This window comes from Neorhizobium alkalisoli, from assembly GCF_002968635.1.
Lineage (GTDB): Bacteria > Pseudomonadota > Alphaproteobacteria > Rhizobiales > Rhizobiaceae > Neorhizobium > Neorhizobium alkalisoli.
Map to the genome: position 1 here is coordinate 243,585 of NZ_PVBN01000010.1, position 10,814 is coordinate 254,398.

13 protein-coding genes and 2 pseudogenes are annotated in these 10,814 nt (G+C 57.3%); 10 read left to right on the plus strand and 5 right to left on the minus strand.

The window, feature by feature from the left end; translation table 11 throughout:
• Nucleotides 1-6 precede the first annotated feature (6 nt).
• The 3 genes from C5L13_RS21270 to C5L13_RS21280 all read left to right on the plus strand — a co-directional run bounded on the left by C5L13_RS21270 (nucleotide 7) and on the right by C5L13_RS21280 (nucleotide 2,542).
• Nucleotides 7-888 (plus strand): NAD(P)H-binding protein, encoded by an 882-nt coding sequence (locus C5L13_RS21270; protein WP_105385250.1) that lies wholly within the window; start codon nucleotides 7-9, stop codon nucleotides 886-888.
• A 12-nt stretch (nucleotides 889-900) separates the two neighbouring features.
• Complete coding sequence (locus C5L13_RS21275) at nucleotides 901-1,281, plus strand: darcynin family protein (protein ID WP_105385283.1); 381 nt, start codon at nucleotides 901-903, stop codon at nucleotides 1,279-1,281.
• Nucleotides 1,282-1,369: 88 nt separating this feature from the next.
• Nucleotides 1,370-2,542: an arabinose transporter gene (locus tag C5L13_RS21280; RefSeq protein WP_105385251.1), complete on the plus strand. Its 1,173-nt coding sequence runs from the start codon at nucleotides 1,370-1,372 to the stop codon at nucleotides 2,540-2,542.
• 117 nt (nucleotides 2,543-2,659) lie between these two features.
• Here the strand turns inward: C5L13_RS21280 and C5L13_RS21285 are convergent, their stop codons facing one another.
• Both C5L13_RS21285 and C5L13_RS21290 read right to left on the minus strand, forming a co-directional pair.
• Nucleotides 2,660-3,454 (minus strand): alpha/beta hydrolase, encoded by a 795-nt coding sequence (locus C5L13_RS21285; protein WP_245571414.1) that lies wholly within the window; start codon nucleotides 3,452-3,454, stop codon nucleotides 2,660-2,662.
• 71 nt (nucleotides 3,455-3,525) lie between these two features.
• Complete coding sequence (locus tag C5L13_RS21290) at nucleotides 3,526-4,269, minus strand: SDR family NAD(P)-dependent oxidoreductase (protein ID WP_105385285.1); 744 nt, start codon at nucleotides 4,267-4,269, stop codon at nucleotides 3,526-3,528.
• Nucleotides 4,270-4,351: 82 nt separating this feature from the next.
• Here C5L13_RS21290 and C5L13_RS21295 point away from each other — a divergent pair, with 82 nt between their 5' ends.
• Together C5L13_RS21295 and C5L13_RS21300 are read left to right on the plus strand one after the other, a co-directional pair.
• On the plus strand, nucleotides 4,352-4,903 hold the full coding sequence (locus C5L13_RS21295) for a TetR/AcrR family transcriptional regulator (protein ID WP_105385286.1): 552 nt from the start codon (nucleotides 4,352-4,354) through the stop codon (nucleotides 4,901-4,903).
• 248 nt (nucleotides 4,904-5,151) lie between these two features.
• A complete protein-coding gene (locus C5L13_RS21300; protein ID WP_205836865.1) occupies nucleotides 5,152-5,619 on the plus strand; it encodes a GNAT family N-acetyltransferase in 468 nt (155 codons plus the stop codon).
• Nucleotides 5,620-5,746: 127 nt separating this feature from the next.
• Here the strand turns inward: C5L13_RS21300 and C5L13_RS21305 are convergent, their stop codons facing one another.
• The gene (locus tag C5L13_RS21305) at nucleotides 5,747-7,450 is read right to left on the minus strand and encodes an ISL3 family transposase (protein ID WP_105385253.1); all 1,704 of its coding nucleotides are present in this window, start codon (nucleotides 7,448-7,450) and stop codon (nucleotides 5,747-5,749) included.
• A gap of 154 nt (nucleotides 7,451-7,604) precedes the next feature.
• Between C5L13_RS21305 and C5L13_RS29365 the strand changes: the two genes are divergently transcribed.
• Both C5L13_RS29365 and C5L13_RS21310 read left to right on the plus strand, forming a co-directional pair.
• Nucleotides 7,605-7,739, plus strand: a complete 135-nt coding sequence (locus C5L13_RS29365; protein ID WP_342588192.1) for a hypothetical protein — start codon at nucleotides 7,605-7,607, stop codon at nucleotides 7,737-7,739.
• Nucleotides 7,740-7,889: 150 nt separating this feature from the next.
• Nucleotides 7,890-8,432 (plus strand): zinc ribbon domain-containing protein, encoded by a 543-nt coding sequence (locus C5L13_RS21310; RefSeq protein WP_407070456.1) that lies wholly within the window; start codon nucleotides 7,890-7,892, stop codon nucleotides 8,430-8,432.
• Here C5L13_RS21310 and C5L13_RS29635 read toward each other — a convergent pair.
• Nucleotides 8,404-8,487: pseudogene (locus C5L13_RS29635) on the minus strand (hypothetical protein); the annotation flags it as partial. The gene C5L13_RS21310 and the pseudogene C5L13_RS29635 overlap by 29 nt on opposite strands.
• A 306-nt stretch (nucleotides 8,488-8,793) precedes the next feature.
• Here C5L13_RS29635 and C5L13_RS21320 point away from each other — a divergent pair.
• The 3 genes from C5L13_RS21320 (at nucleotide 8,794) to C5L13_RS21335 (ending at nucleotide 10,657) form a co-directional block, all read left to right on the plus strand.
• Nucleotides 8,794-9,213: a hypothetical protein gene (locus C5L13_RS21320; protein ID WP_105385255.1), complete on the plus strand. Its 420-nt coding sequence runs from the start codon at nucleotides 8,794-8,796 to the stop codon at nucleotides 9,211-9,213.
• 36 nt (nucleotides 9,214-9,249) lie between these two features.
• Nucleotides 9,250-9,429, plus strand: a complete 180-nt coding sequence (locus tag C5L13_RS21325; RefSeq protein WP_105385256.1) for a hypothetical protein — start codon at nucleotides 9,250-9,252, stop codon at nucleotides 9,427-9,429.
• Between the two features lie 970 nt (nucleotides 9,430-10,399).
• Nucleotides 10,400-10,657 (plus strand): hypothetical protein, encoded by a 258-nt coding sequence (locus tag C5L13_RS21335; protein WP_105385258.1) that lies wholly within the window; start codon nucleotides 10,400-10,402, stop codon nucleotides 10,655-10,657.
• 45 nt (nucleotides 10,658-10,702) lie between these two features.
• Here the strand turns inward: C5L13_RS21335 and C5L13_RS21340 are convergent.
• Nucleotides 10,703-10,814, minus strand: a pseudogene (locus C5L13_RS21340) (IS630 family transposase); the annotation flags it as partial.

A 10,814-nucleotide genomic window follows, 5' to 3' on the forward strand; every position in this document is an offset into this window, starting at 1 on the left:
CTCATCATGATTGTTATTACCGCCCCAACCAGCCAAATTGGTGGTAAGGTCGTCAAGACGCTGATCGAGGCAGACGTCCCACTTCGTCTGATCGTGCGCGACGCTTCCAAGCTACCAGAGCACGTGCGCGATCGAGCGGAAATCGTCCTCGGATCCCATGGTGACGCATCCGCTGTTGACCGCGCTTTCGAAGGTGCCGACGCTGTATTCTGGCTGGCCCCGCCCCCATGGGCGCAGTTACTGGAAGACGCTTACCACTCCTTCACCAAGTCCGCCGCCGAGGCGATCTACCGCCATTCTGTCCCGCGCGTTCTGTCGATCACCGCGATCGGCCGGGGAACGGACTGGCAGGATCGGGCAGGGCCGGTCACTGCCTCAATCCACATGGACGACCTTTTGATGTCGACGGGCGCAGCATTCCGCGCACTGGCCATGCCCTCATTCATGGAAAACACTGCCCGTCAGCTCGGCGTCATGAAGGAGAAGGGTATGTTCTTTGGTCCAATTGCTTCTGACCGGAAGCTGCCGTTCACGGCGACGCGGGACATGGCTGCGGCCGCGGCCCGCCTGCTTGCTGATCATAGCTGGAGCGGCCAGCGGGAGGTTCCGGTGTTAGGCCCCGAAGATCTGTCGTTCGACGACCAGGCGGCGATCATTTCCGAGGTGACCGGTCATGCCGTGCGCTACCAGCAGATTTCTTATGACCAGCTCAAGCAGCAATTCCTCGGCCGAGGCGCAAGTGAATCTGTCACTCAAGGCTATGTCGATATGTACCGGGCCAAGGAAGAGGGCATCGACAACACCGCTACCCGTACACCTGAAACGACTGGCAGCACCAGCTTCCGGGCATTCTGCGAGGAAAACCTGATGCCCGTATTTGCGGTATAAGGGAGAGGTATGATGGACACCGCTGGATCACAGTACGACCTTGCGACCAACCCGTTGACCATATTTTGGCTCATCAAAACAACGCCCGAATGGCTACAGCTCCCGCCGCAGGGGGAAGGGGGTCGGTTTGCGTTCGGCAAGACCGTGCTCAACCCGATCCTGGCACGTTACCCAGGCGCCAGAATGGCTTTCTTTGATAGCGAGGCATTCACCGCCGATTGCACCGACGTCATGGTCTGGACCGTAACCGATCTCGAGCACTACAACGGCGTGGTCAACGATCTTCGCGAGACCAAGTTCTGGGGCTCGTACTTTACGATCGAGAAGATCATTCCCGCAATCGAGAATGAGTATGCCAAACATTACAAGGACGACGTCCTCGGCGCGGGCTGACCATATCCCTTGCATGTTCCGCTGATCGCCGGAGCCGTAAGCGTTGACGTGAACCAACGCATCCAACCTCCACAATGAGTGCGTTACAATGACTGATATCACTGAAGCCACGCTCGGCTATCCACGCGTGGTCATCCTGACCTTTGCCCTGTTCCTATCTTACCTCACCGTTGCCATGGCTCTGCCGGCCATACCAGTTCATGTGGTTGAAGGTCTTGGTCTTGACAACACATGGGGCGGCCTTGCGGTCGGCATCGCCTTCCTCTCCACGATCCTCACGCGCGGGAATGCCGGCGCATGGACCGACCGGGTTGGGGGTAAACTCGCGATGCAGTACGGCTTCCTGATCTACGCTGCAGCCGGCCTTGCCTGCGCCCTGGCTGCCTGGCCAGACCTCTCGGTGACACAAAGCTACACACTGCTCCTAGTCGGCAGGCTTGTGCTCGGTCTGGGCGAGAGCCTTGCCTTGGTGGGCATGATGGGCTGGGCGATCGGCCTGACAGGACAGGCACGGTCGGGGCGTGTCATATCTCTCGTCGGGATGGGTATGTATGGCGCGTTTGCCGCTGGTGGCCCTCTGGGGCTGACCTTGCTCGACCGGATCGGTTTTGTAGGTTTGATGGGTGTATGCAGTGTTCTGCCAATGGTGGGACTTGTCATAATCCAATCGGTTCCGGCCGTAGAACCTCATGCTGGTCCACGCGAGTCCATCTGGCGCATTGTCGGACGGATCTGGCGCCCTAGCGCGGCAGTGGGTCTGCAGGGGGTAGGGTTCGCCGCCTTGGGCGCCTTCTTCCCACTCTACTTCCTGAGCAAGGGCTGGCATCATGCCGGACTTGGCCTCACGTTCTTCGGGACTGGCTTTGTCGCGATGCGGCTGCTCTGCGGGCATTTGCCGGATCGAATGGGAGGCGCACGCGTTGCGGCCGTCTCTCTCGTGGTTGAAGCTTTCGGCCAGTATCTCATCTGGCTTGCCCCCGGGCCCTATGCGGCTCTTGCGGGCGCTCTTTTGACCGGCATTGGATGCTCCATGGTCTTCCCATCGATGGGATCTGTAGTGATCAAGCAGGTACCGCCTCAGCTTCGGGGAACAGCGATCGGTGGCTTCGCGGCTTTCCAGGATCTGGCATACGGTGCAACCGGGCCTGTCGTCGGCGTCATCGCCGACCATTCCGGATATGCTTCCGTCTTCTTGATTGGAGGAGTTGCCGCCACCCTGGGGCTTTGGGCTGCAATAGCAGCCGGTCCCAACAACGGTTGAAGCGTACCCTGCGGGCAGGAGCAATTCCGATTGTCCTCGTCCGCAGGGTACCGGACTTCATAAGCCCCACGTCACATTCCATTGAGCTGGGTCGCCGCTCGTAGGTTCCGCCCTTCATCACCTCGCCGAATTTACAGCCTCAAGGATGACGTCTGCCGTTTCTTGCGGATGCGACATGTAGACCATGTGGCTCGACTTGATTTCCTTTACCTTCGTCGACGTGCGATCATACATCCATCGCAGAAACTCCGGAGAGAGGACCTTATCTTCGGTTGTCACGATGCCGAATGACGGCTTGTCACGCCAGGCGGCATTCTCGAACCGCATCTGGAATGTATCCACCCTCATAGGCTTGGCTGACGCCGCCATGAAATCGGTGACGTCGACAGGAAGGTCTGCACCGATCATGTCGTGATAGCTCGCCCGATTGGGAATGAACCTCTTGTCGTCGAGCATTTTCGAGTCGATACCCATCGGAAAGCGGCTACTGATCTCTGCCAGAGTTTCACCCTTGTCGGGTTGAAGGGCCGCAACGTAGACCAATGCCTTGACGTTAGGTGCCATGCCAGCCTCGGTGATGACGGCGCCGCCATAGCTGTGGCCAACCAGAACGGTGAGACCGCTTTGTGAAGAGACAGCCAGTTTAACCGCCGCAATATCGTCCTGGAGGCTTGTATGAGGTAGTTGAACGACGGTGACCGTCAGCCCCTTCGCCCGCAGGATTTGAAAGACATCCTTCCATCCGGAGCCATCGGTTGTCCCACCATGCACAAGCACGACGTTGCTTGCGGGGGCTGTGGCCGATGCGACACCCTTGTTGGGTGCTTGAGCGTTGGCAGACCCCTCGGCATAGGCGGGGCCTGCAACTGACAGCACCAGCAGGGCGGCAGCCAAGTTTCTCATCATGGACATTCCATTACCTTCCAAATATTTCCGGAGCGCACCGAACGTCGCTCCACCACTTCTAGGAATTCCGCGCGGGGTCAAACTGCTGCGACCCCGCCATCGACGAAGAGCTCATGGCCGGCGACGAAGCTGCTTTCGCCTGACGCCAGGAACAGCACGGCATTCGCGACCTCTTCAAGGTGTCCCAGGCGTCCAAGCGGAACCCCCTTGACCACCTCTTCCTCAGCCCCCGGTGCTGCATCGAAGTAGCTGCGCATCAGCCGGGTCTCCGTCGCGCCGGGAGAGACGACGTTGACGCGGATGCCGCGTTCTTTAAGGTCGATAGTCCAGCTTCGTGCGAAGGAGCGCACTGCTGCCTTACTGGCGTTGTAAAGGGACTGTCCCGGATAGGCCTTAGATCCGGCGATCGAGCCGTTCAGAACGATCACGCCCCCGTGCGTCATCAGCGGCAGTGCCTTCTGCACCGTGAAAATCAGACCCTTCACGTTGAGGCCGAAAGTCGAATCGAAATGTGCTTCCTCTATCGCTTCAAGGGGAACGGGTTGGTGCATGCCGGCATTGGCAAAGACGACATCGACCTTGCCGTGATCACGCTCGACGCGCGTGTAAAGCGACGTGAGGTCAGCGAGGTTGGTGACGTCGCCTTGCACGCCGATTGCACCGTGACCGATCTGGCCGACCGCCAGATCGAGCAACTCCTGACGCCGTGCGGTGATGTAAACCCGGGCGCCTTCTTCCGCAAACCGCTGCGCGGATGCCAACCCGATGCCATCACTCCCGCCAGTGATAATCACAACCTTGTCTTCGAACCGTTTAGCCATCATATAATCCTTTGTGTAAGTGGATGAGTTCTCCACTTACGATATGGAGACATTCTCCACTTTGCAAGCCGAGGAGAACAAAATGGTTGAAGTTGGTCTACGCGCCGATGCGGAACGAAATCGCCAACGCATTCTCGTCGCGGCGGAGGAGCTGTTTCTGGAGCGGGGGGCAACTGTCTCGCTAGACGAGGTGGCCAAGCGAGCCAAGGTCGGCGCGGGTACGCTTTACCGCCGCTTTCCGACGCGAGAAGCACTCTTGGCGGCTACCAGCAACGAACGCTTCACGTCGGTTGCGGAGGCGAGCCGCGCGCGGGATACGGAGTACAAGAGCGAGGACGCGCTACGCCAATTTCTTGAGGAGCTTGCGCTGAACACGAGCGTCTACCAAAGCCTCGCGGCTTCGCTCGGGACCGTCATCCAACACGGAACGCCTGGCTGTAACGCAATCACCGAGGAGGGGCACAGACTGCTCCAGCGCGCAAAGGAAGCAGGGATTGTGCGTGAAGACATAAACTTCGACGACATTGTCTGTGTTGTAAGTGCAATCGCCATTGCGGTTGAGAAGGACAATGAACCAGCGCCGCGCGTTGCTCACCTGGTAGACTTGCTCTTCAACGGCATGCGTGTGCGTTGAAATATCCGAGGACCTGCGAGGTCTGATTTTACGGGTTTCGCATACAAGCGCGGCGCCCCAGAGCGATGCGGCAGCCGTATTTGCGTCAGCGTTTTCACCCCGTTATCCGAGCGTCTGCGGGAGGCGCGAGGCCCGAGGCTTGCCGCTACCGCGAATGGCGACCCCTCATCCTGCCCAAAAGCGGACCGTTAGTGGCGACTGCTTTTTACATCGCTTGTGGTTACCTATCAACCGCAGTGGACGCCATAATGCCGGCCATAGATTTTAGGATACTTGTCTGGAAAGAAGGCATCGCATTGGCCCAGCACGACGACTACCGCATTGTGCCCCATGTCCCGGGTACCGACGATTATCTGCGCATACGGCAGGTGTCAGGCCTCAGTGCTTTTTCGAGAGAGGCGGCCGAAAAGGGCTTGCCGAACTCGATCTTTGGCGTCTGCTTGATGCATGGCGACGTGGTCGTCGGCATGGGGCGCATCATTGGCGATGGAGGATGCTTCTTTCAGGTCACGGACATCGCGATCATGCCCGAGCACCAGTGGAGGGGGTTGGGCAAGACGATCATGTCAGCGCTGACGGACTATATCGAGAAGGAGCTGCCAAAGACCGCCTATATCAGTCTGATCGCCGACGTCCCGGCGAACCGCCTCTACAAGCAATTCGGTTTCGCTGAAACCGCGCCGCGGTCGGTCGGGATGGCGAGGAGAGTTACCTAACGGGCCTTCTCGAACAGCGCAATCTGCGATCGTCAGCTTAGACCATCCATCAACGGGTCGCGGCGATAAGGGGTGACCTGTGTGGCGGCATTAATCAAGACGTAGTCTTACAATTAAAGGGTCTGCCTCACTTTGTGTGGAGCTCGGCCGATTTGATTGGCATCATCCGCGCTCTGAGAAGTTCTGAACCTGCTCGGCCATACATGGCGCGCTTGATCGTCTTCAGTCGATTGATCTGCCCTTCCGCTTGGCCATTGCTCCAGGGCAGCTCGATGGCGTTACAGACGGCCTCAATATCGCGGTGTAGAACGCGGGCAAAACGGGCCAGGAAAACGAGGCCAGAATGAATGGCATCATCAATCCATTTGCCGAGTCTTGCCGACTTTCGGCTATGAAATATTCCGCGAAATTGCATGGAGAAGCTGCGCAAAGCAGCAAACATCCGTGATCCCTGTTTGAGAGCATCCACTTTCCGTGCTTGATTGATAGTCAGCGCGCCGCGCGGCTTGATGCAAAGAGTAGCGGCGACAACCGGTGAGATCAAATGACCGGTTTGCGGATCACGCACAGGCGCATTATCGTATGCTCTGTCGATGAGGCCAATCCGAGCCGGCGCCGCCTCACCCTTGTCCTTATCCGCTTCCGGCTTCTCCGCGCGGCGCCAGGTTGCCAGGAGGCGTTCCAGATTGGAAAAGCTGCCGGTGTACCCGCGGTGCTTGATGTCATGAAACAGATGCCGCCCACGGCGGTTGCCGTCCTTCCAGCATTGGGTGAGAAAGGCTTCGAAATACCGAGGAGATGTCGGCTGTAGCGCGTTCCTGCGTCGGTCGGGTGGCGTTTCAAACGTCAGCCACTTTGCGATGCTGCGGCGGCCATATCCCGTGCGGCGCGCAATTTCCGAGCAGGTCAGGCCTTCTTTGCTCAAGGCGTGCACCGTCTCGAACACCTCCTTCCGGGACTGCCGGTGTGTCCGGCGAAGCTGATTGCGCCAAAGCGTTTCAGGCGCCAGCTCATGCGAAGCTCGATCCTCATGATCAATCTCAATGTCGTCGTCTGGCAGCAGTGCCCTGCCTGTAGCTCGCCCCGAGAGGCTCATCTGTTCCTCGATAGCAAGACGCAGATTCTGGATGAGATGAAAGCGGTCCGCTACCTGAGACGCTTGCGGGGCACCTTCACGAGCAGCCTGCGCGTAAAGTCCGCATCGATCTCGGCTGACGACCTCAATGGAGGGGTGCCGCTTCAACCATTGCGCTACGCTCGCCACGCTCCGGTCTTCGAGAATGTCCACAACCTGTCGGCGCTCGAGATCAACGATGATCGTGCCGTAGCGCCAAGATTTCCTCCAACTCCAGTCATCGATACCGACGATCCGTGCGGGAGGTTCGTCGACCGGTGAAGCACCCCGCTTCAAGTGCCGAAGGATGGTGTCGTCGCTGACAGGCATCCCAAGCTGTTTCATCAAGCGCTCCGCGGGGCGTCCGCCCGTGCCGTGACCCAGCAGGCCCACTATCTTTGCGGCCCTCGTTGTCCTGCGGGCGTAGGGCGAGGCAATCTCCGGGATCGGGTCTGAGAATGTTTGCCGTTTGCACTGCCGATATGTGCAACGCCAACGGCTCAACCGAAGCCTTACCGTCACCTCATTGCCTTGGATCGGCAGGTCCTGGAGCCTGCGGTACGACCAGCCGTGCCGACTTCTACTCTGATGTCGACAATCTGGACATGTGCCCGAGGATGGTCCACAACCCGATATAACCCAGTCACCGTTGCCGTTGGACACGACGCTTTGCACCTTGATGCCCGGACCGGGCGACCATTTTGATTTTGTTCGCATGCCAGCCCATAGCGGCGTGACTGCTAACGATCTGTTAACCACACAAAGTGAGGAAGACCCCGATTAAATGCAAAACGACACCGACCGACGCACCTAGGAAGCCATTGCACTCGTCTTCGACAAGGTTGCCGAACTCGGCAGTGCGCGGCAGGCTCTGCTATGGTTGCTCGAACAGGGGCTGGACCTGCCGATCAGGTACGCCAATGGTGACGTCATCTGGCGCAGGCCAAATTATGCTACCATCCACCGGATGATCGCAAATCCGATCTACGGCGGAGCTTACGCTTAAGGTAAGAGTCGCTCCGTGCCGGGATACGATGGCCGATCTGGAATTCGTCGCAAGACGCGTGATGAATGGTTGGCGCTGATCCCGGACGCACACGAAGGTTACGTCAGTTGGGAACGGGCGGAGGAGATCCGCAAGATGGTCAGCGACAACATGCCGGCCAGCCGCCATCACGGAGCGCCAACACATGGTGACGCTCTGCTTGCCGGCCTTTTTCGTTGTAAGAGGTGCGGTCGGAAGCTGACGGTCCGGTACACCGGAAGCAAGCATAACATTCCGCGCTATTCCTGCTGGCGCGGTCTACTCGATAATGGCGAGCCCCGCTGCATTGCACGGCGGCTGAGGGTTGATGACGCGATCGAAGAGGCACTGCTCGGCGTGGTCGAACCAGGAGCCATTGCCGCCATCGAGGCGGAACGTAATCTGGCCAGCCAACACGACGAGGTTCAGGACGCCCTGCTGCGCGCCCTCGAGGCCGCGCGCTATGGAACCGACCGGGCATTCCGGCAATATGACGCGGCCGATCCGGAGAACAGGCTGGTGACGTCGGAGCTCGAAGCACGCTGGAACAAGGCGCTCGCTCGCGTGGGCGAGATTGAGATCGCTAGCCGTAGAGCTGCTGCAATGCCGCCGAATGCTGATAGCGCGTTTCGGATCTGGCGCCGTACTCGGCGAGCTCTTCAGCCACGACACTGATCTGCGCGCCGATGAAGGCCAACATCGAGGGCGGGATCATCTTGCCTGGCGGCAAGAGACGACCAGGATATCGGAAGGCGCAAAGCTGCAGGGCGAAGCCAATCGATTTCGCGGGCGGTAACTTTGTCTGATGTGACGCGCGGGCATAAGGTAAGCGTCGAGTGGACGGTAACTGCGTGCCCCCTCGACCCAGACGTCGCCCGCCCTCATATTACGGAGCCGGCCTAACGAACAATGCATTCGAGATAGCGGCTCTTAGCGGCCACTGATAAGGCAACGAGCACTACCTTGTAAAGACCTGGTCGCATATGCGATTGCTTAACCGCTTTCACGGTACCCTCCGAGCAAAAAGGAGGCAATGATGCGAATCTTTCTCGTCCTCGCCGCAGCAGCAGTCGTGTCGGGCGGCCTGATATCTGTGATTAAAGTATCTAACGTCAATGGCTCAGAACGGCTGTTGAAGAGTTATCGCACCGACCCACAGAAGACTTTGATGCAGATAGAATCCGCTATATTCGAATGTGTCCCAGGCAGTGCCCAGAGTTCCACCGGATCGAGGTTTGCAGGAGCGTTTTTGGCGCCCTTTTACGTTAAAATCGTAGCTCTTCGTATGGAAAGAGTTTCGAGGGAGACGATAGGCGCGCAAGTCCAAAAGTGGATCAAAGCGAGTCATCAAAAAATCTTGAGTCTTCCGGCAAAAGATTTTCTTGAGCTGATGGGCTATCTCAAAGCGCTTGAGGAGGATGACGTGGAAAACTGCATTCTCTCATCCGCATCGTAATCTTCGACTCCCAGCTTCGCACAGGTTTAAACTTTCATGAATAACTGGCACGATGTGATTGTGTGTATCTTCATCGCGGCGATGGCTGCGGGCGCGTTGTTGCTCAAGCGCTTCGTCTACCCGTTCCTGTTTCCCTATCTTCCCACCTGGAGGTCCGCCTACATCGCAGCGTCAGTTCTTTTTGTCGCGCTCTTTGGTGCGCTTATTTTGAGTTGATTTCTTGCACCTCAATCGCGGCCTTCCAAGAGTACCAAACTATTTGGGCTTGACAATAACGGAGTGTCGTTGCCTCGACTCAACTGCATGTTTCAACACGTGTCCCTATGAACAAAACAAAAAACCGTCGCAAAATAGAGTTAAAAGGCCTTCGTGTCCGCATCGCCACATCACCTCGTGACATTCTGTTAACTGCGTCAATCGCACGAGAGGCTCACGAGGAAAGCTGGTTCAAAGGCTACCCGTACTCGGAAACAAAGCGAGAGGCGTTCATTTTCGAGGCTCTTGCGTTTCCTGAAAGAAGCGCATTTTTTATCGCATCGGTCGGCAGTAAAGTGACCGGCGTCCTTTACTGTAGGTGTGAGGAATACATACTCGGTTCAAGCGGGTTAATGACTAATATATATGGGATTTATATAGAAAAGGATAGCAGAAAATCGCTGCTAGGCGGGAAGAGCGCCGTTTTGCTGATGAAGTCTTGTCTAGAATGGTCGAAGCAGCGCAAAAGCACGGAGGTATTACTCCACGCAACCGCTAACATCGAAAACTATAGATCGTCACGATTCTTTCAGAGGGCAAACATGAAATACCTTGGCGGAAATTACTCTATTCTTATATAATGCTATTTGTTGTACGATAATCAATATTTGAACGTATATGACAGTCGCCTTTGGCCTGCGCCGGCCCGGGGCAAAAGTCAGGATCGTGCCTTTCTTAGCGCTCGCCGCCCATAACGTCGCCCCTGCCCAAGTTGATAGCGGCGGCGGGAAGGGTGTGTCCCGAGGCAGCAAGACAGGCAGAAAACGCGCGCGCAAACTGGCTTACTGCACGGACGCGGCCCCTGCGACTGCAAAACGGGCGAAAGTCGAAACCGCACTTTCAACAAACAGCGCCGCTTGATTTATGTGAGTTGAGCGTTTACGTGTTGCGCTTAATGGTTGAAACCCAATTTCACATATCGGAGCACCAAATGCCGACACAGGAACAAGCTGAGAGTGGCATCAAAGAACTCGCCGACAAACTGCTCAGTGAAATTGACAACCCTGAGATAGAGACGGGCATTGAGGTTCTCAAGAAGCCGTTCGATGCGGCCGATAACTTAGAAAAGGTTACGAAGCTGTGGGAGCTTAGGCAGCAATTGGACGATCCCTCGCTGTCTTCCACGGAGCGCCTGCTTAAGATCACCGAAACTGCCACTGCAATCGCGGACTTCCCATTGACACATTGACCTGCCACTGAAGTTTCATCCAGCGGCGCCTAGAGCAGATCCTGTTCAATCCGGGTCATATCCGGCAGCTCTGAAGTAGTTCGCGCATTCTGAGGGTGTGAAGCAGGGAACCAAAGCGCCTACTGCATCCCACAAAGCATCAATCTTTCGCTCTGCC